The sequence below is a fragment of the Saccharothrix sp. 6-C genome (assembly GCF_016695385.1).
Lineage (GTDB): Bacteria > Actinomycetota > Actinomycetes > Mycobacteriales > Pseudonocardiaceae > Actinosynnema > Actinosynnema texasense.
Window position 1 is genome coordinate 6761257 of the sequence record NZ_CP064192.1, and the last position, 24857, is coordinate 6786113.

Below are 24857 nucleotides of genomic sequence, written 5' to 3' on the forward strand. Positions count from 1 at the left end.
CTAGTGGGATTGTTCAACAATCCCCTACCGTGTGGGCCACGACACATCCTCACCGCTGCGAGGTGACCCCCATGAGCACCCCCGAGCTGGACACCACCAAGGACGCCCGAGGTCCGTTCGCCTGGTTCCACACGCTGGGCCGCAACGGCAAGCGCGCCTTCGTCGGCGCGTTCGGCGGCTACGGCCTGGACGCCTACGACTTCCAGGTGCTGCCCCTGAGCCTGTTCGCCATCACCGCCTACTTCGGCCTCACCACGGGCGAAGCGGGCCTGCTCACCACCGTCACCCTGGTCGTCTCCGCCGTCGGCGGCGCGGTCGCGGGCATCCTCGCGGACCGCATCGGCCGCGTCCGCACCCTGATGATCACGGTCGTCACCTACGCCGTCTTCACGGTCCTGTGCGGCTTCGCCACCAGCTACGAGATGCTGCTCGTCTTCCGCGCCCTGCAAGGCCTCGGCTTCGGCGGCGAGTGGGCGGCGGGCGCGATCCTCGTCGCCGAGTACTGCAAGCCCCGGTACCGGGGCCGCACGGTCGCGTTCATCCAGAGCTCGTGGGCCGTCGGCTGGGGCCTGAGCGTGATCGTCTACACCACGGTGTTCAGCTTCCTGCCGCAGGACATCGCCTGGCGCGTGCTGTTCTGGACCGGCGCGCTCCCCGCCGTCCTGATCTTCTACGTGCGCCGCAACGTCAAGGACGCGCCCCGGGTCGAGCGGACGCTGGAGACCAGCCCGGTCAAGGGCAGCGTCAAGGCCGTCTTCCAGGGCAAGCTCGGCCGCACCACGCTGTTCGCCTCGCTGCTCGCCACCGGCGTCCAGGGCGGCTACTACACCCTGGCCGGTTGGGTGCCGACGTTCCTCCGGACCGAACGCGGCCTCAGCGTGGTCGGCACCGGCGGCTACCTGGCGCTGCTCATCAGCGGCGCGTTCGCGGGCTACGTCACCGGCGGCTACCTGACCGACCGGCTGGGCCGCAAGCGGACGTTCACCCTGTTCGCCGTGCTCAGCGCGATCCTCATCGTCCTGTTCACCACCATCCCGGCCGGCGCGAACGGCGTGATCCTGCTGCTCACGTTCCCGCTCGGGTTCACCACCTCGGCGATCTTCAGCGGTTTCGGCTCGTACCTGGCCGAGCTGTACCCCACCGAGCTGCGCGGCACCGGGCAGGGCTTCACCTACAACTTCGGCCGCGGGGTGGGCGCCTTCTTCCCCGCCCTGGTGGGTTTCCTCGCCGGCGGCATGGGCGTCGGCGGCGCGATGATCTTCGGCGCGGTCGCCTACGGCATCGCCGTGGTCGCCCTGCTCGGCCTCCCCGAGACGAACGGAGTGGAACTGCGATGACCACGATGACACCGCAACAGGTCCGCCGGCACCACCAGGGCCCGACCGCCGGGCTCGCCGACGGCTACGCGCAGGCCAACCTGATCGCGGTCCCCGAGGACTGGGCCTACGACGTGCTGCTGTTCACCCAGCGCAACCCCAGGCCGTGCCCGGTCCTGGACGTCACCGACAAGGGCCGGACCACGACGGTCCTCGCGGGCAACGCCGACCTGATGCGCGACGTGCCCCGCTACCGGATCTGGGAGCACGGCGAGCTGGTCGACGAGCCGACCGACGCCTCCGCGCACTGGCGCGACGACCTCGTCGCGTTCCTCATCGGGTGCAGCTTCACGTTCGAGTCGGCGCTCAAGCTGGCCGACGTCCCGCTGCGGCACGTCGAGCAGGGGCGCAACGTGCCGATGTACGTGACCGACCGCGAGTGCCGCCCGGCGGGCCGCCTGCACGGCCCGATGGTGGTGTCGATGCGCTACGTGCCCGCCGACCTGGTCGACACCGCGAAGCGGGTCACCTCCCGGATGCCCGCCGTCCACGGCGCGCCGGTGCACGTGGGCGATCCGGGCGCGCTCGGCATCGCCGACGTCGACCGGCCGGACTTCGGCGACCGCACCGAGCCGCACGAAGGCGACGTGCCGGTGTTCTGGGCGTGCGGCGTGACGCCGCAGGCGGCCGTGATGGCGTCGAAACCGCCGTTCGCGATCACCCACGCGCCCGGGCACATGTTCGTCACCGACGTGCCCGACCTGGCCTACCAGCTCTGACCCGAGCCCGACCGGGCCGTGACCGGCGCGCCGGCCGGGTCCTCAGCCGAGCCGGCGGCCGAGGTCGTCCAGACCGTTCCACGCGGCCAGGCAGCCGTACGCCAGCGCCGTGCCCAAGGGCCACGCCAGCAAGCCCCACCACGTCTCCAGCACCGGGGCCAGGGCGATCACGTCACCCACCGCGGGCGCGGCGTCGACGGCGTACCGGCTGCCCGCCGAGCCGATCCCGGTCAGCTGCGCCAGGTAGGCCGCCACGACCGCGCCGAGCGTGGCGGCGAGCATCACCACCGGGCCGCGGCGCTCCCGCAGCAGCCACACCGCGATGCCCGTGATCAGCCCGGCGCCCAGCCCGACCAGCACGAACAGCATCAGCCCGTCAAGCCGGTGGTAGCTCTCGCCGGTCACCGGGATCAGCGACCCGTCCTGCTGCGCCACCACGTTCTGCGGCGGCGCGAGCCTCGCCCACAACCACCCGGCGGGCAGCCCGAACAGCGAGATCACGGACAGCACGGAGAACGCGGGCAGCAGGTCGCGCTTCACCACGACGCGCGGCCGCTGCACCACGTAGTAGTACTCGAACGCCGGCGCGGGTGGCACCCGAACGGGCGTCGCCCGCTCGTCCACCGGTTGCTCCGCCACCCGACGACCTCCCTGCACCCGTGACCAGATGCAGGGCAGGTTACCGCGCGGAGGTGATCTCGCCGTGACGGCTGCACGCGGCCGTCCACCCGGCGGGCGTCACCTGCACCACCATCCGCCGCGCGCACTCCGCGCAGAACCGCGGCGGGTCGATCACGCCCAGCCGCGACGCGCACGCGGAGTGGTCGGCCTCCGCGCTCGCCTTGCCGCAGAACCCGCAGTACGCCACAGCACCCGGCCCGCTCGTCACAGCGTCTTGCTCAGTTCCTTGATCGGCATGGACAGCTCGGTCAGCATGTCGAGGTCCTGCTGGGCGGGCCGGCCGAGGTTGGTCAGGTAGTTGCCGACGATGATCGCGTTGACGCCGCCGAGCATCCCCTGCTTGGCTCCGAGGTCGCCGAAGGTCAGCTCACGGCCGCCGGCGAAGCGCAGGATCGTGCGCGGCAGGGCCAGCCGGAACGCGCCGACGGTCCGCAGCGCCTCGGGGCCCTCGACCACCGGGTAGTTCTCGTACGGGGTGCCGGGGTTGGGGATCAGGAAGTTCAGCGGCACCTCGTCGGGCTCCAGCTCCGCCAGCTGCACGGCGAACTCCGCGCGCTGCTCCAGCGTCTCGCCCATGCCGATGATGCCGCCGCAGCAGACCTCCATGCCCGCCGTGCGGATCATCGTCAGCGTGTCCCAGCGCTCCTCCCAGGAGTGCGTGGTGACCACGTTCGGGAAGTGGGAGCGGGCCGTCTCCAGGTTGTGGTTGTAGCGGTGGACGCCCATGTCCACCAGCTCGTCCACCTGCTCCTGGGTGAGCATGCCGAGCGAGCACGCGATCTGGATGTCGTTGCCGTCCTCGCGGATGGCCTTGATGCCGTCGCGCACCTGCGAGAGCAGCCGCTTGTCGGGGCCGCGCACAGCGGCGACGATGCAGAACTCGGACGCGCCGGTCTCGGCGGTCTGCCGGGCGGCCCGCACCAGGCCGGGGACGTCCAGCCAGGCCGAGCGCACCGGCGAGGGGAACTGGCCGGACTGCGAGCAGAAGTGGCAGTCCTCGGGGCAGCCGCCGGTCTTGAGCGACACGATCCCCTCGACCTCGACCTCCGGGCCGCACCAGCGCATCCGCACCGCGTGCGCCAGCTCCAGCAGCTCCGGGATGCGCTCGTCGGGCAGCCGGAGGACTTCGAGCACCTGTTCCTCGGTGAGCCCGACGCCCTGCTCCAGCACCTGCTCGCGGGCAACGCCGAGGACATCGACCTGTTCAGGGGCTGCGGTCACGACATCTCCTCGTCAACTCCGGGCTGTGGTCCGCCGTGCAGTCTGCCGCACGGGACCCGGCCCGCCCCAGCGACGTGCGTCACTGGTTCGGTCGACCACGGGCGGGGTCAGCAGGTGTGCGGCGCGGCGAACTTCTCCGGGTCGAACGTACCGCCGAACCACGGCGACAGTCCTTCCCTGGCCCGCTCCAGGAACTCCGACCGCCCCAGCGCCGCCATCCCGTCGGGCAGCACGCCGAGCAGCGGCGCGCCCGCGGCCTCGGGCAGGTCGACCAGGTTGGTGCGGGTGGCCAGGTCGGGCACGGCGGGCCAGCGGCCCACCACCACGCCGACGGACTCCAGGCCGCGGCGCAGCAGGGCCTCGGCGGTCAGCGCGGTCATGTTCAACGTGCCCAGGCCCGGGTGCGCGACGATGAGCACCGGCGCGTTGAGCGCCCACGCCGCGTCGGCGATGGTCGAGCCCGCGTCGTCGAAGCGGACCAGCAGCCCGCCCGCGCCCTCCACCAGCACCAGGTCGTGCGTCTCGTCCAGCGCCACGGCCGCCGAGGCGACCTCGCTGGGGTGCAGCGTCGGCTGCCCGGACCGGCGCGCGGCCGTGGCGGGCGCCAGTGGTTCCGGGTATCGACGCAGCTCACGGGTGGTGACGGAGCCGGCGAGGCGGGTCACCTCGGCCAGGTCGCCCGGCTCGCCGTCGGCGACACCGGTCTGCGCGGGCTTGAGCACGGCGACCCGCCGACCGTCGGCCGCGGCCAGGGCCGCCAGAGCGGCGACGACCACGGTCTTGCCGACCTCGGTGCCCGTGCCGGTGATCACGAGGACGCTCACGGCGACTCACCCTAGGCCTATACGGAGCGTTGCGGTCCTCCGCGTTCTACAGTCACCACCATGAGTGAGATCGTTCTCTACGGGGCGAACTGGTGCGGCGACTGCCGGCGGGCCAAGGCATGGCTGCGGGAGCACGAAGTGCCGTTCACGGACGTCGACGTCGAGCAGGACGACGCAGCCCGTGACCGCGCGATCGAGCTCGCGGGCGGGCGCAAGAACATCCCGGTCATCGCGCTGCCGGACGGCCGGGTCCTGGTGGAGCCGACCGACACCGAGCTCGCGGCCGCGGTCCAGGGCTGACGTGGGCAAGGACGGCCGGCGCAGACGGCGCCAGCAGGGCTCGCAGCGCACCCGCGACCAGGCCGCGGTCCGGACCGCCACCCGACCGGCGCCGCCGAAGCCGAAGAACTGGTTCCAGCGGCAGCACGGCGGCGTCCAGACCCTCGTCGTCCTGGGTGTCACCGCACTGGTGGTCGGCGGGCACTTCTTCCTGTGGGGCGCGGTCTTCCCGGCGCTGGGCGCGGCGGTCGGCCGCGTGCCGGTCGTGTCGACCGCGGCGGGCTGGCTGTTCGGCGGCGGCGCGTTCATCGCGTGGGGCGTGGTGGCGATCAACCAGGACACCGCGAAGCCCGCGACGGTGAAGCGGCTCCACGTCGTGGCGTGGGTGTGGACGGCGGTCGCGGTCGAGCTGTTCCCGACCGGCTACGCCAACGGCATCAGCCTGCCGGTGGACTTCTGGGCGGGCGTCTACGCGGGCGCGTACGGCGTGCTCCTGACGCCGGTCGCCCTCGGCGTGGTCGCGCTGGGCTGGTGGCTGCTGGTCACCAAGCTCGCCGGGCGCAAGGGGGAGCCGAGCCACCAGGCCATCGGCTGGATCTGCGTCGGCTACGCGGCGCTGCTGCTGGTCTGGGGCTCAACGCTGCTGCGCACGTGACGCCTCGGCCGCGGCGACGACGGCGGCGGCGATCGTCGCCACGTCGTCGTCCGTGCTGACGAACGGCGGCATGGTGTAGATCAGGTCCCGGAACGGCCGCAGCCACACGCCGTGGTCGACGGCCGCGGCGGTGGCGGCGGCCATGTCCACTTGGTGGTCCAGCTGCACCACGCCGATCGCGCCGAGCACCCGCACGTCGCCGGGCGCGTCCGCGAGGCCCGACCGCAGCCCCGCCTCGATCCGCCGCACCGACGACCGCCAGTCCTGCGCCAGCAGCAGGTCGGTCGAGGCCAGCGCCACCGCCGAGGCCAGCGGGTTGCCCATGAACGTCGGTCCGTGCGCCAGCACCGGCACCTCGCCGCGCGAGATGCCGTCCGCGACCCGTGACGTGCACAGGGTCGCGGCCATCGACAGGTAGCCGCCGGTCAGCGCCTTGCCCAGGCACATGATGTCCGGGCTGATCCCGGCGTGGTCGGCGGCGAACAGCTCGCCGGTGCGGCCGAAGCCGGTGGCGATCTCGTCGAAGATCAGCAGCACGTCGTTGGCCAGCGTCAGCTCGCGCAGCACGTGCAGGTAGCGCGGGTCGTGGAAGCGCATCCCGCCCGCGCCCTGCACCACCGGCTCCACGATGACCGCGGCCAGCTCACCCGCGTGCGCCTCGACCAGGTCGGCCAGCTCCTGCACGTACGCGGTCTCCAGCTCGCGCGGCGGCGCGGACGCGAACACCTGCTCCGGCAGCACGCCCCGCCACAGCGAGTGCATCCCGCCTTCCGGGTCGCACACCGACATCGGCTGGAACGTGTCGCCGTGGTAGCCGCCGCGCCACGTCAGCAGCCGCCGCTTCTCCGGCCGCCCTCGCGAGCGCCAGTGCTGCACCGCCATCTTGATCGCGACCTCGACCGACACCGACCCCGAGTCGCACAGGAACACGTGCCGCAACGGCTCGGGCGTGATCTCCACCAACCGCGCGGACAGCGCCACCGCGGGCTCGTGGGTCAGGCCGCCGAACATGACGTGGCTCATCCGGCCGAGCTGGTCGCGCACCGCCGCGTCGAGCACGGGGTGCCGGTAGCCGTGGATCGCGGCCCACCACGACGACATGCCGTCGACCAGCTCGCGCCCGTCGTCCAGCCGGAGCCGGACACCCTCGGCCGAGGAGACCACCAGCGGCTCGCGGGTGCCCGGCATGGGGCCGTACGGGTGCCAGACGTGCGCCTGGTCCAGCTTCAGCAGCTCATCGCGCTCCACGAGGCGTCAGGCTAACCGGCAGCGACTGGAGGCCGCGGATGAGCGTGCCCTCCCGCCAGCGCAGCTCCTCGGGCTCGGCGGTCAGCGCCAGGTCGAACCGGTCCAGCAGCGACCCGATCGCGATCTCGCCCTCCATCCGGGCCAGCGGCGCGCCCAGGCAGTAGTGGATGCCGTGGCCGAACGCGAGGTGCCCGGCGGCCTGCCGGGTGATGTCGAGCCGGTCCGGGTCCGGGAACCTGGACCCGTCGCGGTTGCCGCCCGACAGCGACACCACCACGACGCTGTCCTTCGGGATGACCACGTCACCCAGCTCCACGTCCTCGTTGGTGTAGCGGAACGTGGCCTGGTTGACCGGGCTCTCGAAGCGCAGCACCTCCTCGACCGCGCCGGGCAGCAGCGAGCGGTCGGCCCGCAGCTTCGCCAGCTGCTCCGGGTCACGCAGCAGGTGGTACACGCCGTTGGCGATCAGGTTGACCGTCGTCTCGTGGCCGGCCACCAGGAGCAAGAACGCCATGGCGATCAGTTCCTTCGGGTCGAGCCGGTCGCCCTCGTCGTCGGCCTGCACGAGGGCCGAGAAGAAGTCGTCGCCGGGGTTCGTCCGCTTGTGCTCGACCAGCTTCGCCAGGTAGCCCGCCATCTGGGCGCCGGCCTGCTGGAGCTGCTCCGGTTCGCCGTTGCCGGCCACCAGCACGTTGGACCACACGCGGAACTCGTCGCGCTCGTCCATCGGCACGTCGAGCATCTCGCAGATCACCGTGATGGGCAGCGGGAACGCCAGCGCGTCCACCAGGTCCACGTCACCCTTCTCCCCCGCCTCGTCCAGCAGCCGGTCGGTGATCTCCTGGATGCGCGGCCGCAGCTGCTCCACCCGTCGGGCGGTGAACGCCTTGGTGACGAGCTTGCGCAGCCGGGTGTGGTGCGGCGGGTCCATGTTCAGCATGTGCTGCACCAGGGACTCGTCGAACTTGGGCGCGTCGCCCCCGCCGATCCGGTTGCGCTCCATCACCTCCGGGAAGCGCTCCCAGTGCTTGCTGAAGCGCGGGTCGGCCAGCGCCGACCGCGCCTCCTCGTACCGGGTGACCAGCCACGCCCTGGTGCCGCGCGGCAGCACGATCTCGCTCGCCGCCGCTTGCTCGCGCAACCGCGCGTGGAAGCTGTGCGGATCGGCGAAGTAGTCCTCGCCGAGCACGTCGAGACCGGCGATCTTCTCCCCCACAGGAACCCTCCTCGTTCGAGTTAACCCTGTTCACTCAAACGATCCGAGACTTCCTCTTGTCCCCGATTGCGGACCTTGTCACCCGATCAGCCCAAGCACCCCGGGCCGAGTAGAGCCTTCAAATCACCCATAAGGGATGGGGTGGGAGTAACCCGAAGGGCGTCATCCAGCTTGAGCAACGTGTTGCGGCTGCTGTTGATGACCAGGTTCAGGTGCACCTCGGTGGTGCCGGGGTGCGCGGAGAGGACTTCCTTCAGCAACGTCACCAGCTTCGGGTCGCAGCGTGACGCCGCCACCTTCAGCCTCAACGCCTGCGCGCCCAGCTCCGACAGGTCCGGCACGACCAGGTCGTTGGCGATCAGCGAGATCCGGTCCTCCCGCTTGGCCACCCGCGCCTTGACCAGCACGATCGCGTCCTCGGCGACCGACATGCCGTGCACCGTGTAGCTCTTGGGGAAGAACAGCACCTCGATGCCGCCGGCGAGGTCCTCGAGCATCGCCGACGCCCACGGCTCGCCGTTCTTGTTCACCCGGCGGGTGACCGTCGCGAGGATGCCGCCCAGCGTGACCTGCGTGCCGTCCGGCACGTCGCCTTCCAGGATGCGCGGGATCGTGGTGTCGGAGTAGGAGCTCAGCACCTGCTCCACGCCGTTGAGCGGGTGGCCGGACACGTACAGGCCCAGCATCTCCCGCTCCAGCGTGAGCTGGTGCTTGGACTCCCAGTGCTCGTCGGGGATCTTGACGTCGAACACGCTCGTGCCGTCGTCACCGCCGCCGTCGCCGAACAGGTCGAACTGGCCGCGCGCCTCTTCCTTCTTGGTCAGCATGATCGCGTCGACCGCCTCGACGTGCACCATGTGCAGGCCCTTGCGCGGGTGGCCGAGCGAGTCGAACGCGCCCGCCTTGATCAGCGACTCGACGACCTTCTTGTTGCACGCCTGCACGTCGACCTTGCGCAGGAAGTCGGAGAAGTCGCCGAACTTCCCCTTCTCCTTGCGGGTCTTGATGATGGCGTCGACCACGTTCGCGCCGACGTTGCGGATCGCGCCGAGCCCGAACCGGATGTCGTTGCCGACCGCGACGAACTCGCGCTCGGACTCGTTGACGTCCGGCGGCAGCACGGTGATGCCCATCCGCCGGCACTCGGCCAGGTAGATGGCCGACTTGTCCTTGTTGTCCGAGTTCGTGGTGAGCAGCGCGGCCATGTACTCGCCGGGGTAGTTGGCCTTGAGGTACGCCGTCCAGTACGCGATCAGGCCGTACGCGGCGGAGTGCGCCTTGTTGAACGCGTAGTCCGCGAACGGGACCAGGATGTCCCACAGCGTCTTGATCGCCTCGGGCGAGTAGCCGTTGGCGACCATGCCCGCCTCGAAGCCCTCGTACTCCTTGTCGAGGATCTCCTTCTTCTTCTTGCCCATCGCGCGGCGGAGCAGGTCCGCTTGGGCCAGCGAGTAGCCCGCCACCTTCCGCGCGATCGCCATGACCTGCTCCTGGTACACGATCAGGCCGTACGTCGTGTCCAGGATCTCGGCCAGCGGCTCGCGCAGCTCCTCGTGGATCGGCACGATCTCCTGCTGCTTGTTCTTGCGCAGCGCGTAGTTCGTGTGCGAGTTCGCGCCCATCGGGCCCGGCCGGTACAGCGCGATGACGGCCGAGACGTCCTCGAAGTTGTCGGGGCGCATCAGGCGCAGCAGGTCGCGCAGGGCGCCGCCGTCGAGCTGGAACACGCCCAGGGTGTCGCCGCGGCCCAGCAGCTCGTAGGTCTTGCGGTCGTCCAGGGGCACGGTCGAGATGTCGACGTCGCCCTTGCCGTTGAGCGCGATGTTCTTCAGCGCGTCGTCGATCGTGGTCAGGTTGCTCAGCCCGAGGAAGTCCATCTTCAGCAGGCCGAGCGTCTCGCACGTCGGGTAGTCGAACTGGGTGATGATCGACCCGTCCTGCGGGCGCATCCAGACCGGGATGTGGTCGGTCAGCGGCTCCGCGGACATGATCACCGCGCAGGCGTGCACGCCCGCGTTGCGGATCAGGCCCTCCAACCCGCGGCCGGTGTCGATGATCTCCTTGACCTGCGGGTCCGTCTCGTACAGCGCGCGCACCTCGGCGGCCTCGGAGTACCGCTTGTGCGCCGGGTCGAACACGCCGGCCAGCGGGATGTCCTTGCCCATCACGGCGGGCGGCATCGCCTTGGAGATGCGGTCGGCGACCGCGTAGCCCGGCTGCCCGTACAGCACCCGGGCGGAGTCCTTGATCGCCGCCTTCGCCTTGATCGTGCCGAACGTGATCACCTGGGCGACCTTGTCGACGCCCCACTTCTCGGTGACGTACCGGATCACGTCGCCGCGCCGGCGCTCGTCGAAGTCGATGTCGATGTCGGGCGGGCTGACGCGGTCCGGGTTGAGGAACCGCTCGAAGATCAGGCCGTGCGCCAGCGGGTCCAGGTCCGTGATGCCCATCGCGTACGCGATCAGCGCGCCCGCGGCGGAACCGCGGCCGGGACCGACGCGGATGCCGTTGGCCTTCGCCCAGTTGATGAAGTCGGCGACCACCAGGAAGTACGACGGGAAGCCCATCTGCAGGATCACGTCGATCTCGAACTCGACCTGCTTGCGGTGGACCTCGTCCACGCCCTCCGGGAACCGGCGGCGCATGCCCTCCCAGACCTCGTCGCGGAAGTAGTCCGCCTCGGTCTTGCCCTCGGGGGTCGGGTAGCGCGGCATCAGGTTCTGGAAGGCGAACATGCCGGTGGTGTCGACCTTCTCGGCCACCAGCAGGGTGTTGCGGCACCCCTCCTGCCAGGCGTCGGAGGAGTCGATCGCGCGCATCTCGTCCGGCGACTTCAGGTGGTAGCCCGTGCCGTCGAACTTGAACCGGTTCGGGTCCGCGAGCGTCTTGCCGGTCTGCACGCACAGCAGCGCCGCGTGCGCGTCGCGGTCCTCCGAGTAGGTGTAGTGCGAGTCGTTCGTCACCACGAACGGGATGCTGAGCTTCTTGGCGATGTCGACCAGCCCGCCCCGGACCCGGCTCTCGATCTCGATGCCGTGGTCCATCAGCTCGACGAAGAAGTTGTCCGCGCCGTAGATGTCGCGCCACTTCGCGGCGGCCTCCAGGGCCTCCTTCTCGTGGCCGAGGCGGAGCCTGGTCTGCACCTCGCCGGAGGGGCAGCCGGTCGTCGCCATCAGGCCCGCCGAGTGCTCGGCGATCAGCTCGACGTCCATCCGGGGCCACTTGCCCAGCTGGCCCTCCGTGGAGGCGCGGCTGGACATCTTCATCAGGTTGTGCAGGCCCTCGTTGTTCCGGGCCCAGATCGTCTGGTGGGTGTACGCGCCGCTGGCCGAGACGTCGTCGGACTTCTGGCCGGGGTCGCCCCACAGCACGCGCTTCTTGTTGAAGCGGGACTCCGGGGCCAGGTACGCCTCGATGCCGACCACCGGCTTGATGCCGGCGGCGGTCGCCTGCCGGTAGAAGTCGTACGCGCCGTACATGTTGCCGTGGTCGGTGATCGCGGCGGCGGGCATGCCCATCCGCTCGCACTCGGCGAACATGTCCTTCAACTTCGCCGCGCCGTCGAGCATCGAGTACTCGGTGTGCACGTGGAGGTGCACAAACGAGTCGGACACCCAAACCCCCCTGAAGATCGCAGCGGGCCCGGGACGAAGCGCTCGGGCAGAGACTCGGCCGACCCTATAACGCCCTCCGGGGATCCCGAATGGCGGCACGCCGACGTCACCGGGAGCGACCTCGGCGTCCCCGCGCGTGCAGCGAGGTGAAGACCGCGCGCCGTCGGCGGGGCGATGGCGCGAAGATCCTCCCAGGCGGGTAGCGTTCGAGGTGTGGTAGCGCCGGACCCCGTCGACGCCCGTCTCCTGGCCATGATCGCCGAGATGGGCCGTGCCGCCGTGCACGAGGTGGCCGCGCGACTGGGCATGGACCCGCGGGAGGCCGCCACCCGGTTGATCACGTTGTCCGGCAGCGGGTTGCCGCTGCTCGTCGGCGTGGAGTGCGACCCGAACGGCATCCGCAAGGCGTTGGCCAACAGCGTGGCGTGGGGCAACTACTCGGGGCCCGGCGGCCAGGCCGCCCGCGGCACGCCGAGCGGACCGTACCCGCCCGCGCCCGGCACGGTGCAGGGCACGCCGTCCGGCTCCTACCCCGGCTACCCGGTCCCGCAGGGGCCGCCGAGCACGCCGTTCCCGGCGCAGCCGCAGACCGGCCCGCAGCCCGTGGCGTCCGGCCCGGTGCGCGTGCCCGAGCCGGTCAGCACCTGGGGCGTGCCCGGCACGTCCGGCTGGGCGCGCGGCGACCAGGCCCCCGCGCCCCGCTCGCGCACCGGCAAGATCGGCAGCACGCTGGAGACCGAGGGCCTGGAGGGCGCCCGGTTCACCATCCAGCTGGTCGAGGTGGTCGACCCGGCGGACTTCCTGTTCACCGCGGCCGGCTACAAGCTGGCCGACGGCGAGCGCGCCGTGGTCGTGCACACGGAGCTGGCGAACATCGGCCAGGTGCCGTTCAACGCGCTGCCCGACATGTACCTCGTGCTGATGACCAACAAGGGCGAGACGGTCGGCAAGGCGCCGGTGTCACTGTCCTCCCGCCCACCGCACAAGATCGGCGTGCAGCCGGGCGAGACGGCCGGCGGCCACACCGTCTACGTGCTGCCGGAGGACACCGTGATCTTCTCGGTGCGCTGGAGCTCCCGCCCCGAGACCGACCTGAACACCCTCGTCTGGACCATCGACGACTGACCCGAGAGTCCTACTCCCAGGCCACGAGAGTCCTACCTCCAGAACCCGCGTGTCCTACCTCCAGAACACCCGTGTCCTACGTTCGCGTACCCCGAGTTGAACACTCAGCACAGTCGATCTTGTGCTGAGTGTTCAACTCGGGTGTTCCGAACGTAGGACACGGGTGTTCCGAACGTAGGACTCGCGCGGTCCGGAGGTAGGACTCTCGGGGTCAGGCGGTGGCCGGTGACGGTTCGGTGTCCCGGGTGATGCCGACGTCGCCCCTGGTCATGGTGGCGAACAGGAGCACCGCCAGCAGCGTCGCGCCGGCCATCACGGTCACCATCGGCAGCACGCTCGCCGAGCCTCCGGCACCCACCAGCGGCGCCATCAGGCCGCCCACCATGAACGTCGTCACGCCCAGCACGGCCGACGCGCTGCCCGCCGCCTCCGGGTGCCGCGCCATCGCCAGGGAACCGGCGTTCGGCATGAGCAGGCCCACGCTCATCGTCAGCACGAACAGCGGCGGCAGGAACGTCGCCAGGCCGCCGCCGACGAGCCCGCCGACCAGCAACCCGACCCCGCCGACCGCGGCGCCCGCCAGCCCGATCTTGAGCAGCGGGCGCGGCATGATCCGGCCGGTCAGCCTGGTGTTGAGCACACCGGCCAGCACGATCGCCACCGAGTTGGCGCCGAACACCAGGCTGAACTGCTGCGGGCTCAGCCCGTACACGCCCTGGAGCACGAACGACGCGCCCGCGACGTAGCCGAACAGCGAGCCGAGCGCGAGCGCCGACGCCAGCGCGTAGCCGACGAACTTGCGGTCGGCCAGCAGCCCGCCGAACACCTTGATCGTGAGCAGCAGGTTCGCCGGACGCCGCTTGTTCTCCGGCAGCGTCTCCGGCAGCCCGACGGCCAGGGCGATCAGCAGGGCCAACCCGATGAGCGCGAGCGCGATGAACGTCCCGCGCCAGCTCGTGAACCGCAGCAGCTGGCCGCCGAGCACCGGGGCGACCACCGGCCCGAGGCTGTTGACCAGCATCATCAGCGACATGAACCGGGCCATCGCGAGGCCTTCGAACCGGTCGCGCGCCACCGCCATCGCCACCACGAACCCGGCGGCCACGCCGAGCCCTTGCAGCAGCCGCAGGCCGGAGAGCGCGAACGCGCTGGGCGCCACCGCGCAGAACAGCGAGATCACGACGTAGCTGCCGATCCCGACCAGCAGCGGGCGCCGCCTGCCCCACGAGTCCGACAGGGGGCCCACCAGCAGCTGCCCGACCGACAGGCCGAGGATGAACGTGGTCAGCGACAGCTGGATCTGCGACTCGGTCGAGCCGAACTCCGCCGCGATGCTCGGGAACGCGGGCAGGTACGTGTCGATCGAGAGCGGTCCGAGCAGGCACAGGGTGCCCAGCAGCGCCACCAGTCGGGACCTGTTGTCCATCGCAACCCCTCACAGGCTCGTCTGGCAGAAGCTTCGCAAGCCGAACGATCCGAGGAAAGCGATATGTCCGAGGTCACGCGCCAGGCGCAAGTGTTTCGCCCCGGACGGCTCAATACCCCTCTGCGCGCAGTAGTTCCAGGGCGGCGGAGAGGTCGTCGGGGTACTCGCTGGTGAACGACACCCACTGGTTGTCGGCCGGGTGGTGGAAGCCGAGCGTGCGGGCGTGCAGCCACTGCCGGGTGACGCCGAGGCGCTTGGCCAGCACCGGGTCCGCGCCGTAGGTGATGTCGCCGACGCACGGGTGCCGCAGCGCGGAGAAGTGCACCCGGATCTGGTGCGTGCGACCGGTTTCCAGGTGCACGTCGAGCAGCGACGCGGCGCGGAACGCCTCCACCACCTCGTAGTGCGTGATGCTCGGCTTGCCGTTGGCCATCACGGCGAACTTGTAGTCGTGCTTGGGGTGCCGGTCGATCGGCGCGTCGATGGTGCCCTTGATCGGGTCCGGGTGGCCCTGCACGAGCGCGTGGTAGAGCTTGTCGACCGTGCGTTCCTTGAACGCGTGCTTCAACGCCGAGTAGGCGTGCTCGCTCTTGGCCACGACCATGACGCCGGTCGTGCCGACGTCCAGCCGGTGCACGACGCCCTGCCGCTCGGCCGCGCCCGACGTGGCGATCCGGATGCCGGCCGCGGCCAGGCCGCCGACCACGGTCGGGCCGGTCCAGCCGGGGCTGGGGTGCACGGCCACGCCGACCGGCTTGTCGACCACGATCACGTCGTCGTCCTCGTGCAGGACGACCAGGCCCTCCACGGGCACGGCCTGCACCTGCGCCGGGCGTTCGGGTTCGGGGAGGGTGACCTCCAGCACGGAGCCGGAGATCAGCCGGTCCGACTTGCCGGCGGGCCGGCCGTCGAGCACGACGTCACCCGATTCGGTCAACGCGGCCACCACGGTGCGCGACAGGCCGAGGAGCTTGGCCAGCCCGGCGTCGACCCTCATCCCGTCCAAGCCGTCGGGCACCGGGAGGGATCGGTAGTCGCCGCTCATGCGCCCGCCTTCTTCTCGCTGGACTTCTTCTCCACGCGGGTGCCGTCATAGTCGCGCTGGAGCAACGCCATCAGCACGATCACGCCGCCGCCCACGCAGATGGCGGAGTCCGCGAGGTTGAACACGGGGAAGAAGTTGCCCCACGGGTCGAGCACCGAGATGAAGTCGACGACGCCGCCGCGCAGCGGGCCGGGCGCCCGGAAGATCCGGTCGACCAGGTTGCCCATCGCGCCGCCGAGGACCAGGCCGAGGCCGATGGCCCAGCCGACCGACCGCAGCCGGCGCGCGATCCACAGGATGAACACGACGACACCGGCCGCGATGAGGGCGAGGATCACCGTCCAGCCCTCGGCCAGGCCGAACGCGGCGCCGGTGTTGCGGATCAGCGGCAGGTAGAGCAGGCCGCCGAGCAGCTCGACCGGGTCGCGCCCCTCCAGGTTGTCCACCGCGATGATCTTGGTGACCAGGTCGAGCGCCAACACCAGCGGCGCGATGACGGCCAGCAGCAGGACCCGTCGCTTCGGCAGCGGTGCGTCCGGCTCGTCCGGCGTGTCCGGCTCGGTGTTGGGATCGGTGCTCACCGGGCCATTGTCCAGCATCGGAGTCAGCGCAGGAACGGCGGGAGCGCGCGCTGGTCGTCCGAGGGCGTCCAACGGCCGTCGCGGAGCTCGTACTCCCACCGCGAGCCCTCGACGACGAGCGTGCGCAACGCGGCCACGAACCGGTCCACGTGCTCCTCGGTGGTGCCGAGCCCGATGGACGCCCGCAGCGCGCGTTCACCGCGGGTGAGGCGGTGCACGGCCACGTGGGCGCAGAACGCGCCGTCGCGCACGCCGATGCCGTGCTCGGCCGACAGCACGGCGGCCAGGTAGCCGGCGTCCTGGCCGCCGACGGTGAAGCTGACCACGCCCACGCGGTCCCGGTCCGAGCCGAACAGCGTCAGCTCGTGCACGCCGGGAACGGTCCTCAGGCCTTCCCGCAGCCTCGCCAGCAGCACGCGCTCGTGCTCGGTGGTCTGCTCCCAGTGCCTGCCCAGCACGTCGCACGCCACGGCCAGCGCGTGCACGCCCACCACGTTCGGCGTGCCCGCCTCGTGCCGCTCCGGCACCGCCGACCAGGCCACGCCCAGCCGGTCGCCGTGGTCGGTGACGCGGGCCGTCGCACCGCCGCCGACCAGGTACGGCTCGGCGGCCTGCAACCAGTCGGACCGGCCGACCAGCGCACCGGCGCCGAACGGCGCGTAGACCTTGTGCCCCGACAGCACGGTGTAGTCCACGTCCAGGGCGCGCACGTCCACCGGCCGGTGCGGCGCGAGCTGGGCTGCGTCCAGGGCGATCCGGGCGCCGTGCGCGCGGGCCACCCGGGACAGCTCGGCCACCGGCCAGATCTCGCCGGTCACGTTGGACGCGCCGGTCACCACGACCAGCCGCGGGCCGACCGGCGCCTCGCGCAGCGCCCGGTCCAGCTCCAGCACGGCCTGGTCGGGTGAGGCGGGCGTGCGCAGCCGGCGCACGTTCGGGCCGCGCCACGGCAGCAGCGCGGCGTGGTGCTCGGTGTCGAACAGGATCACGGCGGTCCGCTTGGGCAGGCTCCTGGCCAGCAGGTTCAGCGCGTCGGTCGTGTTGCGGGCGAACACGACGGCGTCGCTGTCGCGGGCGTTGAGGAACCGGCGGACCGACGAGCGGGCCTGCTCGTAGACCTTCGTGCTGACCTGCGAGGCGAAGCCCGCGCCGCGGTGCACGCTGGCGTACCAGGGCAGCACCTCGTCGACGGCGTCGCGGACCTGCTCCAGGCAGGGCGCGCTGGCCGCGTGGTCGAGGTTGGCGTACTCCACGCGCTCACCGGTGACCAGCGGCACGCGCAGCGACGCGCCGACGACGCGGGGAAGGGCAGCGGTGGTGGTGGTGACGGGAACTGCGATCGTCATGACGCCCTCCGGGGGTCCCGGGACACCCGTGGGAGGGAGCCCGCGCTTGCCGGGCGCCCTGCGCGCCAGGCCAGGTCCTCACCAGGGGCACCCCACCGCGGTAGGAGGGTTGCCGGCCAGCAAGCCCGGGCTTAGCGCTGGCACTCATGACCTTCGCGTCGAAGGTAACCCGGCCCGCGCGCCTGCGTCGAGGGGCGTTCACATCCTGGGAGCGCCACGCGCGGGCCGGCGCGCCGCCCGTGTCACGGTCGGCCGACGTCGCCCTTCCAGCGCGCGAACCGGCCCGCCCGGTCCACGGCCCGGATGCGGTCCTCGGTCGCCGTGCGCATGGCCTCGGTGCACACCACCAGCAGCTGGTCGTGCTCCTGCAACCGGGTCGTCGGCTGCGGCGTGAAGCCGTTGTCGTCGCGCACCACGAGGCTCACCGACGAGCCCGGCGGCAGCCGCAGCTCCGACAGGTACACGCCGTGCAGCTTGGAGCCGGGCTGGATGCGCACCTGCAGCAGCTCCGCGCCGAGGTCGTCCAGCGCCGACGAGTCGACCTGCACCTCGTGCGCCTCGCCGGACTTGACCAGCCCCAGCCACTTGGCCAGCCACGGCAGGGACGTGCCCTGCACCAGGGTCAGCACCACGACCAGCACGAACACCGCGTCGACCAGCTGCTGCGCCCCCTGGACGCCCTGGATCAACGGGATCAGGGCGAACACGATCGGCACGGCGCCGCGCAGCCCGGACCACGAGATGAACACCTGTTCCCGCCACGGCACCCGGAACGGCGCCGCCGCGAACAGCACCGACAGCGGTCGGGCGAGCAGCACCAGCACCGCGCCCGCCACCAGCGCGGGCACCAGCGCGTCGAGCAGCCGGCCCGGCGAGGCGTAGAGCCCGAGCAGCACGAACAGGCCGATCTGCGCGATCCAGCCCAGGCCCTCGGCGAAGGAGAGGGTGTCGGCCCGGTGCGGCAGGCGGGCGTTGCCGAGCACCAGCGCGGCGATGTAGACGGCGAGGAAGCCGGACGCGTGCGCGAGGTCGCCGACGGTGTAGGCGAGCAGGCACACCGCGACCGTGGCCAGCGGGTACAGGCCGGTGGCGGGCAGCGCTGCCCGGCGCAGGCCGACGCCGCCGAGCCAGCCGAGCACGATGCCGATCACCCCGCCCGCGATCAGCTCGTAGCCCATCAGCAGCGGCGCGGTCCACGAGATCGGGTCCGGCGCGGCGAGCAGCACGACGGCGATGTAGACCGGCGCGTCGTTGATGCCGGACTCCAGCTCCAGCGCGCCGATGAGCCGCTTGCCCACGCCCACCCCGCGCAACACGCTGAACACGGCCGCGGCGTCGGTGGACGACAGCACCGCGCCCCACAGCAGCGCCGTGCGCCAGTCCATGTCCAGCAGGAAGTGCAGCCCGAACCCGGTGACCGCGATGCTCACGCCGACGGCGACGGTCGACAGCGTGATGCCGAGGCCCAGCGCGGGTTTCACCGCGGTCCACCGGGTGGTCAGGCCGCCCTCGGTGAGGATCAGCACGAGCGCGACCGTGCCGAGCGAGCGGGTCAGGTCGGCGTCCTCGAACTGGATGCCCACCACGGCTTCGCCGAGCAGCACGCCGATGCCGAGGTAGAGCAGGAGGGACGGCAGACCGAGCCTGATCGAGACCCTGACCGCGATGACCGAGAGCAGCAGGACCGCGGCGGCGATGCCCAGGTAGCCCGTCACATCGCCCACTCGACCTCCACATCACCGCTCCGTCACCCGACAGGGTCATTCTCCCCGGTGATACCGAAATGGACGAATCCGGCACCGCACGGAGCGTCACCAGCCGAACGTCGCTAGCGCGAACCATGCGAAACCGTGCATGTTGACAACAGGGTCCGCCGCCCCGGTCAACTCCCCCGTTCCCTCCGAGAGACACCCATCCCCGCGGGAGACACCGTGAAGTTGCGAACGATCTCCATCGCGCTGGTCACCACCGGCGCGCTCCTCGGCTCAGGCCTCGGCTCGGCCACCGCCGCGCCGCCGACCGCCCTGGCCGGGCCGAACATCCCGGTCTCCGCCGTCCAGGCCGACCTGGCCCAGCTCCAGAGCATCGCCACCTCGAACGGCGGCAACCGGGCGCACGGCCGTCCCGGCTACCTGGCCTCGGTGAACTGGGTGAAGTCCAAGCTGGACGCCGCCGGGTTCACGACCAGGGTCCAGTCGTTCACCAGCAGCGGCGCCACCGGCTACAACCTGATCGCCGACTGGCCCGGTGGCGACCTGGACAACGTGGTCATGCTCGGCGGGCACCTCGACAGCGTGTCGGCGGGCCCCGGCATCAACGACAACGGCACCGGCTCGGCCGGGCTGCTGGAGGTCGCGCTGGCCGTGCGGTCCAGCGGCTTCCAGCCCACCAAGCACCTGCGCTTCGCCTGGTGGGGCGCGGAGGAGCTGGGCCTGGTCGGCTCCACCTACTACGTGAACTCGCTGTCTACGACGGACCGCTCGCGGATCGACGCCTACCTCAACTTCGACATGATCGGCTCGCCGAATCCGGGCTACTTCGTCTACAGCGCGTCCGGCCAGCCGTCGGGTTCCCTCCAGCTCCAGCAGACGCTCCAGGGCTACTTCAGCTCGATCGGCGTGCAGACCGAGCTGACCAGCGTCGGCGGGCGGTCCGACCACGCGGCGTTCGCGCGGGCCGGCATCCCGGTCGGCGGCACGTTCACCGGCGCCGAGGGCATCAAGACCTCCGCCCAGGCCCAGAAGTGGGGCGGCTCGGCGGGGGTGGCGTTCGACCGCTGCTACCACCGCTCGTGCGACACCTCGTCGAACGTGAACGCGACCGCGCTCGACCGCAACACCGACGCCATCGCGCACACCCTGTGGACGTTGGCGGCCTAGCTGTTCTGTCCGGGGAGGTTGTGAACGGTCCGACACGTAGTCGGATGATGTTGGAATGAGGGAGGGCCTCCGGGTTCGGTGTGGATTGCGACGTCTACACCTGACCGACGGAGGCCCTCGTGACCCACGCTAACGCACCGCTGACTCCGGCGGGCAGGCTGCGCCTGGCCCGGTGTGTCGTGGAGGACCGGTGGCCGTTGCGGCGGGCCGCGGAGCGGTTCCAGGTGTCGGTGTCCACCGCGAAACGCTGGACGGACCGCTACCGCGACCAGGGTGGTGCGGGCATGGTCGACCGGTCCTCGCGTCCGCGTACGAGTCCGCGCCGCACTCCGACCCGGACCGAGCGGCGGATCGTCAAGGTGCGGGTGCTGCGCCGGTGGGGCCCGGCCCGGATCGCCTCACATCTGGGCCTGGTGTGCTCGACGGTGCACCGGGTGCTGGTCCGCTACCGGTTGGCGCGGCTGTCACACCTGGACCGGGCCACCGGTCGCGCGGTGCGGCGCTACGAACACGCCGCGCCCGGCGACCTGGTCCACGTGGACATCAAGAAGCTCGGCAACATCCCCGACGGCGGCGGCCACAGGGTGCACGGCCGGCACGCGGGTCGGCGCAACAGCTCCGCACATCGCGATCCCGACCGGCCCCGCACGACCCACCGCCATCCCAACCTGGGCTACTCCTACCTGCACAACGCCGTGGACGACCACAGCAGGCTCGCCTACACCGAGATCCTGCCCGACGAGACCAAGGGCACCGCGACCGCGTTCTGGACCAGGGCACAGGCGTTCTTCGCCGCCCACGGCATCACGGTCAAGCGGGTGCTGACCGACAACGGGTCCTGCTACCGCTCACGCCTGTGGCACGACACCCTCACCGGTGCCGGGATCACGCACAAACGCACCCGCCCCTACCGGCCCCAGACCAACGGCAAGGTCGAACGCTTCAACCGCACCCTGCTCGACGAATGGGCCTACGCCCAGCCCTACGCCTCGGAGGCCGAACGACGAGCGGCGCTGCCGCGATGGCTGCACACCTACAATCACCACCGCGGCCACACCGCACTCGCAGGCCAGCCACCCGCCAGCCGCGTCCCCAACCTCACGGGGCAGTACACCTAGCCGTCCAGCAGTCGCGCCAGCACCTCGGCGGCGCCGGCCGGGGCGGGGTCCACCCGCACGACCTTGTCCCGGCCGCGCTCGCCCGAGACCACCTCGACGTCCTGCCTGCGCACGCCGAACGCCTTGGCCAGCGCCTTGCGGACGGCCTCGTTCGCCTTGCCCTCCACGGCGGGCGCGGCGACCGCGACGACCAGCGCGCCGTCACCCCACCGGCCGCCGACGGCTTCGCGCTTCGCGCCGGGCTTGACCCTGACCCCGAACCGGAGCGCGTCAGCCACGGCACAGCACCACGGTCAGCGTCTCCTCCAGCAACGCCCGCCGCTGCGCGACCAGGTCCGGGGCGGCCGACAGCAGCAGCGCCTGCCCCAGGTAGACCGAGTAGGCGAGCACGGCCCGCCGGCGCGCGACGTCCGCGGCGAAGCCCAGCCCGGCGAACAGCTCCTCCAGGTAGCCGATGCGGCGCTCGGTGACGCGACCCAGCACCGGCGCCACCGCCGGGTCGTCCTTGGCCGCGAGCATGGCCAGCTCGACCGCGCTGTGCTCGACGTCCTCCAGCACCGTCGAGAACAGCAGCCGCAGCCGCCGCAACGGCTCCGACGCCGACTCGACCAGCTCGATCACGGCCTCGGTGTGCTCGCGCTCCCAGCGTTCCAGGGTGGCCTTGAGCAGGGCCTCCCGGTTGGGGAAGTGCCAGTAGGCGCTGCCCTTGGTCGCGCCGATGCGCGCCGCGAGCGGTTCCACCGCGACCGCCGCGACCCCGCCCTCGACCAGTGCTCGCAGGGCCACCCGGGTCCAGTCGTCACGCGTCCGCCGTGCCATGAATCCGTACGCTACCGTACGGTAATGGACCGTACGGTCCCGTACGGAAGAGGTGTCGTGATGATCGAGAACGTGCACACCCGGCTGTTCCCCGACAGCGCGGGCCTGGTCGACCGGATCGTCGAGCTGTGGCCCTCCGACCGCTGGCCGCCGCTCGTGCTCGACCGACCGCTCGGCGTCGGCGCGGACGGCGGGCACGCGTTCGTGCGCTACCGCTGCACCGCGCACGAGCCCGGGCAGCGGGTCGAGTTCGCCTTCGACCCCCGCATCGGCATCACCGGCACGCACGTCCTGGAAGCGGTCCCCGGCGGGTTGCGGCACACTCTCACCGGTCGGCCGCACGGCCTGATGCGCCTGGGCTGGCCGCTGGCCGTGCGGTGGTTGCACGACGCCCTGATCGAGGACCTGTTCGACGACGCGGCCCGCGCCGCCGGCCACCCGCCCGCCCGTCCGGCCCGGTGGTCGCCGTGGGTCCGGTTGCTGCGCCGGGCGTCGAGGAGGGGCGCCCAGCGACCCGCTTGACCGGATTTCCTCCACAACCCCCGGTCTCGTCCGTCTACCCGTTACCGGGACCAGAGGGGGGAGGGTTCGTGACGCCGGAGGATCCCGACGACCACGCGGCCACCTTCAGCGACTTCTACCACCGCGAGCGCACCCGGCTCTTCCGCTTCGCGGCGGTGATGTCGCCGCACCTGGACCACGAGTCCGCGGTGCAGGAGGCGTTCGTCGGCGCGTGGCGGCACTGGCCGGTGATCGCTCCCGGTTCCCGACGTGCTTGGCTGGTGAGGACGATTCGCAACCTGCTGGTGGACCAGGCCCGCCGGCGGGAGCGGCCGGGCGACCTGACCGACGAGGTCGTCGCCCGGCAGCGCGGCACGTACCGGATCCTGCTGCCCGGTCAGCGGGACGCCGAGACGTGGCACGAGCTGGTCAGCACGCTGGCGGCGGTCGCGAACCTGCCGGACCACCTGCGCACCGCGCTGGTCCTGCGGTTCTGGGACTTCGACGACGACGAGATCGCCGACGTGCTGGGCTGCCGGCGCGAGTCCGTGCGGCGGTACGTGTCGCAGGCGCGGTCGCGGGTCAGCGTGCGGGTCGGCAACGAGGACCGACGGGTGCGCGGCTCCCAGCGCGGGAAGGAGACGTCATGACCGACGAGCTGGACCCCCGGCTCGACCACCTGCGCGCCGAACTGGCCGACGCCATCCCGGAGGACCCCGGTCCGGACGCCCTCGGCGTGGCGGCGATCATGGCGCAGGCGACGAGGCACGAGCGGCAGGCCGCGCTGGTCGAGGCCGCGCGCGCCGGGTCGCGGCAGGCGCTGGACTCGCTGGTCGTCGAGCTGACCCCGCTGGTGTGGCACGTGGCCAGGGGCAACGGCCTCGACCAGAGCACCGCCGAGGACGTCGTGCAGACCGTGTGGCTGAGTTTGCTGCGCCACCTGGACCGCCTGGTCGAGCCGCGGGCCGTGGCCGGCTGGCTGATCGTGGCCACCCGCCGCGAGGCGCAGCGGGCCTGGCGCGACCGCAACGGCCGCCCCGCCCTGTCCACCGACTCGGCCGTCGACCTGCCCGGCGACCGCTGGCTGCCGGAGCCCGAGGCCCTGCGCGACGACCGCGACCGCCGCCTCTGGCACGCGTTCAACGCCCTGCCCCGGCGCTGCCAGGAACTGCTGCGCCTGACCGTCCTGGCGGGCCGGGCCGAGTACCGCGCCGTGGCCGAGGCGCTGTCGATGCCGAGGGGGTCGATCGGCCCGACGAGGGGCCGTTGCCTGACCCAGCTGAAGGCCCGGCTGGAAGAGGACGACGTGCGCTGAGCGCCGTTCGACGAATTCGACATCGCGATGTCGCGCGGAGAGCCGTCGGGCGGTGAGAGGCGGTCCGTCCGGCCACCGGACGTTTCCGGCAGACAGAACCGGCATCCCACGCGAACCGGACCGCCCTGGTCACGCTGCGGAAGCGGCACTAGGCCGAGCCGGTAGGTGAATTTTCTTCTGAATCAACCGAATGACCGGCGATTGCCGGCGGGATCGCTCCCTACGTTGAGACACGAGCCTCGCGGCTTCCCCTGCAAGTCCCCTGTTTGCGAGGAGTCATCGTGTTGCGCAAAGCACTTCTGTCCTTGGCCTTGGCGGCGTCCGCCGTCTTCGTCCCGCTGAGCGGTCAAGCCTCGGCCGAGGAAGCCTCACCGCCCACCGCGGCGGCGGTCACCGTCTACTTCGACACCACCAGCGCGCCCACCTACCGCAGCGCCATCCGCCAGGGCGCCGCCAACTGGAACTCCCGGGTGACGAACGTCAAGCTGGTCGAGAACGCCTCCGCGGCCACCCTGCGCTACCGCGAGGGCAACGACTCGCGCGGCTCGTGGGCGAGCACCGACGGCCACGGCCGGGGCACGATCTTCATCGACCACACCCAGGCGCGGCAGTACTACGTCGTGCGCATCACCGCGCACGAGACCGGCCACGCCCTCGGCCTGCCCGACCACTACTCCGGCCCCTGCTCGGAGCTGATGTCCGGCGGCGGCCCCGGCACGTCCTGCACCAACGCCTACCCGAACTCCACCGAGGCGAGCCGGGTCAACAGCCTGTGGGCCAACGGCTTCGCGGGCACCTACGAGTGGAAGGTGATCTACGAGCAGCTCCCCGTCGCGGTCGGCTGACCGCGCGGCGGGGTGGCAGGC

Annotated in this window: 25 protein-coding genes and 1 riboswitch; of the genes, 11 read left to right on the top strand and 14 right to left on the bottom strand. The window is 71.5% G+C overall.

Annotated features, from left to right (window positions below; translation table 11 throughout):
* The first annotated feature begins 71 nt into the window (after positions 1-71).
* Positions 72-1337, top strand: a complete 1266-nt coding sequence (locus IOD16_RS28540; protein ID WP_201436829.1) for an MFS transporter — start codon at positions 72-74, stop codon at positions 1335-1337.
* A 5-nt stretch (positions 1338-1342) separates the two neighbouring features.
* Positions 1343-2095, top strand: a complete 753-nt coding sequence (locus IOD16_RS28545; RefSeq protein WP_201436830.1) for a putative hydro-lyase — start codon at positions 1343-1345, stop codon at positions 2093-2095.
* A gap of 42 nt (positions 2096-2137) precedes the next feature.
* Here IOD16_RS28545 and IOD16_RS28550 read toward each other — a convergent pair whose 3' ends face one another.
* The 4 genes from IOD16_RS28550 to bioD all read right to left on the bottom strand — a co-directional run bounded on the left by IOD16_RS28550 (position 2138) and on the right by bioD (position 4821).
* The gene (locus IOD16_RS28550; protein ID WP_123746139.1) at positions 2138-2734 is read right to left on the bottom strand and encodes a DUF2567 domain-containing protein; all 597 of its coding nucleotides are present in this window, start codon (positions 2732-2734) and stop codon (positions 2138-2140) included.
* Between the two features lie 40 nt (positions 2735-2774).
* Positions 2775-2984 (bottom strand): biotin synthase auxiliary protein BsaP, encoded by a 210-nt coding sequence (bsaP, locus tag IOD16_RS28555; RefSeq protein ID WP_123746138.1) that lies wholly within the window; start codon positions 2982-2984, stop codon positions 2775-2777.
* Positions 2981-3997, bottom strand: coding sequence for a biotin synthase BioB (gene bioB / locus IOD16_RS28560; RefSeq protein ID WP_123746137.1), 1017 nt, complete (start codon positions 3995-3997; stop codon positions 2981-2983). The genes bsaP and bioB overlap by 4 nt, the downstream gene beginning before the upstream one ends.
* 107 nt (positions 3998-4104) lie before the next feature.
* Positions 4105-4821, bottom strand: coding sequence for a dethiobiotin synthase (bioD, locus tag IOD16_RS28565; RefSeq protein ID WP_201436831.1), 717 nt, complete (start codon positions 4819-4821; stop codon positions 4105-4107).
* Between the two features lie 60 nt (positions 4822-4881).
* On the opposite strand from bioD, the gene IOD16_RS28570 reads away from it, so the two are divergent.
* Together IOD16_RS28570 and IOD16_RS28575 are read left to right on the top strand one after the other, a co-directional pair.
* Entirely contained in the window at positions 4882-5121 is a 240-nt protein-coding gene (locus IOD16_RS28570; RefSeq protein ID WP_123746135.1) for a glutaredoxin family protein, read from the top strand.
* Between the two features lies 1 nt (position 5122).
* A complete protein-coding gene (locus IOD16_RS28575; protein ID WP_201436832.1) occupies positions 5123-5755 on the top strand; it encodes a hypothetical protein in 633 nt (210 codons plus the stop codon).
* On the opposite strand, the gene IOD16_RS28580 is transcribed toward IOD16_RS28575, so the two are convergent.
* From IOD16_RS28580 to dnaE, 3 genes are all read right to left on the bottom strand, one after another.
* Complete coding sequence (locus tag IOD16_RS28580; protein WP_123746133.1) at positions 5735-7003, bottom strand: adenosylmethionine--8-amino-7-oxononanoate transaminase; 1269 nt, start codon at positions 7001-7003, stop codon at positions 5735-5737. The two genes, IOD16_RS28575 and IOD16_RS28580, sit on opposite strands and share 21 nt — an antisense overlap.
* Positions 6990-8219, bottom strand: coding sequence for a cytochrome P450 family protein (locus IOD16_RS28585; RefSeq protein WP_236594439.1), 1230 nt, complete (start codon positions 8217-8219; stop codon positions 6990-6992). Before IOD16_RS28585 ends, IOD16_RS28580 begins: the two co-directional genes overlap by 14 nt.
* An 86-nt stretch (positions 8220-8305) precedes the next feature.
* A complete protein-coding gene (gene dnaE, locus IOD16_RS28590) occupies positions 8306-11836 on the bottom strand; it encodes a DNA polymerase III subunit alpha (protein ID WP_201436833.1) in 3531 nt (1176 codons plus the stop codon).
* A 213-nt stretch (positions 11837-12049) separates the two neighbouring features.
* Between dnaE and IOD16_RS28595 the strand changes: the two genes are divergently transcribed.
* Positions 12050-12961 carry an AsnC family protein gene (locus tag IOD16_RS28595; protein ID WP_201436834.1) on the top strand — a complete coding sequence of 304 codons (912 nt, stop codon included), beginning with the start codon at positions 12050-12052 and terminating at the stop codon, positions 12959-12961.
* A 211-nt stretch (positions 12962-13172) separates the two neighbouring features.
* Here the strand turns inward: IOD16_RS28595 and IOD16_RS28600 are convergent, their stop codons facing one another.
* The 5 genes from IOD16_RS28600 to IOD16_RS28620 form a co-directional block, all read right to left on the bottom strand.
* A complete protein-coding gene (locus tag IOD16_RS28600; RefSeq protein ID WP_201436835.1) occupies positions 13173-14387 on the bottom strand; it encodes a multidrug effflux MFS transporter in 1215 nt (404 codons plus the stop codon).
* A 109-nt stretch (positions 14388-14496) separates the two neighbouring features.
* On the bottom strand, positions 14497-15432 hold the full coding sequence (locus IOD16_RS28605; RefSeq protein WP_123746126.1) for an RluA family pseudouridine synthase: 936 nt from the start codon (positions 15430-15432) through the stop codon (positions 14497-14499).
* Positions 15429-16013, bottom strand: a complete 585-nt coding sequence (gene lspA, locus IOD16_RS28610; protein ID WP_236594440.1) for a signal peptidase II — start codon at positions 16011-16013, stop codon at positions 15429-15431. The genes IOD16_RS28605 and lspA overlap by 4 nt, the downstream gene beginning before the upstream one ends.
* Positions 16014-16036: 23 nt before the next feature.
* On the bottom strand, positions 16037-17359 hold the full coding sequence (locus tag IOD16_RS28615) for an aminotransferase class V-fold PLP-dependent enzyme (protein WP_201436836.1): 1323 nt from the start codon (positions 17357-17359) through the stop codon (positions 16037-16039).
* Positions 17360-17396: 37 nt separating this feature from the next.
* Positions 17397-17511, bottom strand: a riboswitch (SAM riboswitch).
* 90 nt (positions 17512-17601) lie between these two features.
* A complete protein-coding gene (locus IOD16_RS28620; protein ID WP_201436837.1) occupies positions 17602-19083 on the bottom strand; it encodes a potassium/proton antiporter in 1482 nt (493 codons plus the stop codon).
* 207 nt (positions 19084-19290) lie between these two features.
* On the opposite strand from IOD16_RS28620, the gene IOD16_RS28625 reads away from it, so the two are divergent.
* Positions 19291-20238 carry a M28 family metallopeptidase gene (locus tag IOD16_RS28625; RefSeq protein ID WP_201436838.1) on the top strand — a complete coding sequence of 316 codons (948 nt, stop codon included), beginning with the start codon at positions 19291-19293 and terminating at the stop codon, positions 20236-20238.
* Positions 20239-20357: 119 nt separating this feature from the next.
* Positions 20358-21356 carry an IS481 family transposase gene (locus IOD16_RS28630; RefSeq protein WP_201436839.1) on the top strand — a complete coding sequence of 333 codons (999 nt, stop codon included), beginning with the start codon at positions 20358-20360 and terminating at the stop codon, positions 21354-21356.
* Here IOD16_RS28630 and IOD16_RS28635 read toward each other — a convergent pair.
* A complete protein-coding gene (locus IOD16_RS28635) occupies positions 21353-21634 on the bottom strand; it encodes a DUF167 domain-containing protein (RefSeq protein WP_201436840.1) in 282 nt (93 codons plus the stop codon). The two genes, IOD16_RS28630 and IOD16_RS28635, sit on opposite strands and share 4 nt — an antisense overlap.
* The gene (locus IOD16_RS28640) at positions 21627-22175 is read right to left on the bottom strand and encodes a TetR/AcrR family transcriptional regulator (RefSeq protein WP_201436841.1); all 549 of its coding nucleotides are present in this window, start codon (positions 22173-22175) and stop codon (positions 21627-21629) included. Before IOD16_RS28640 ends, IOD16_RS28635 begins: the two co-directional genes overlap by 8 nt.
* 60 nt (positions 22176-22235) lie before the next feature.
* On the opposite strand from IOD16_RS28640, the gene IOD16_RS28645 reads away from it, so the two are divergent.
* The 4 genes from IOD16_RS28645 to IOD16_RS28660 all read left to right on the top strand — a co-directional run bounded on the left by IOD16_RS28645 (position 22236) and on the right by IOD16_RS28660 (position 24836).
* Positions 22236-22697 carry an SRPBCC family protein gene (locus IOD16_RS28645; protein ID WP_201436842.1) on the top strand — a complete coding sequence of 154 codons (462 nt, stop codon included), beginning with the start codon at positions 22236-22238 and terminating at the stop codon, positions 22695-22697.
* A 68-nt stretch (positions 22698-22765) separates the two neighbouring features.
* Positions 22766-23326, top strand: a complete 561-nt coding sequence (locus IOD16_RS28650) for an RNA polymerase sigma factor (protein WP_123746119.1) — start codon at positions 22766-22768, stop codon at positions 23324-23326.
* 98 nt (positions 23327-23424) lie between these two features.
* A complete protein-coding gene (locus IOD16_RS28655; protein ID WP_170185472.1) occupies positions 23425-23991 on the top strand; it encodes an RNA polymerase sigma factor in 567 nt (188 codons plus the stop codon).
* Positions 23992-24272: 281 nt separating this feature from the next.
* Positions 24273-24836, top strand: a complete 564-nt coding sequence (locus IOD16_RS28660) for a snapalysin family zinc-dependent metalloprotease (RefSeq protein ID WP_123746117.1) — start codon at positions 24273-24275, stop codon at positions 24834-24836.
* The last annotated feature ends 21 nt before the right edge of the window (positions 24837-24857 follow it).

Excerpts from the sequence above, each read along its gene's own strand:
- IOD16_RS28540 (WP_201436829.1), top strand. The coding sequence starts at position 72 with ATGAGCACCCCCGAGCTGGACACCACCAAGGACGCCCGAGGTCCGTTC.
- IOD16_RS28545 (WP_201436830.1), top strand. The coding sequence starts at position 1,343 with ATGACACCGCAACAGGTCCGCCGGCACCACCAGGGCCCGACCGCCGGG.
- IOD16_RS28570 (WP_123746135.1), top strand. The coding sequence starts at position 4,882 with ATGAGTGAGATCGTTCTCTACGGGGCGAACTGGTGCGGCGACTGCCGG.
- IOD16_RS28600 (WP_201436835.1), bottom strand. The coding sequence starts at position 14,387 with ATGGACAACAGGTCCCGACTGGTGGCGCTGCTGGGCACCCTGTGCCTG.
- IOD16_RS28605 (WP_123746126.1), bottom strand. The coding sequence starts at position 15,432 with ATGAGCGGCGACTACCGATCCCTCCCGGTGCCCGACGGCTTGGACGGG.
- IOD16_RS28615 (WP_201436836.1), bottom strand. The coding sequence starts at position 17,359 with ATGACGATCGCAGTTCCCGTCACCACCACCACCGCTGCCCTTCCCCGC.
- IOD16_RS28640 (WP_201436841.1), bottom strand. The coding sequence starts at position 22,175 with ATGGCACGGCGGACGCGTGACGACTGGACCCGGGTGGCCCTGCGAGCA.
- IOD16_RS28645 (WP_201436842.1), top strand. The coding sequence starts at position 22,236 with ATGATCGAGAACGTGCACACCCGGCTGTTCCCCGACAGCGCGGGCCTG.
- IOD16_RS28655 (WP_170185472.1), top strand. The coding sequence starts at position 23,425 with ATGGCGCAGGCGACGAGGCACGAGCGGCAGGCCGCGCTGGTCGAGGCC.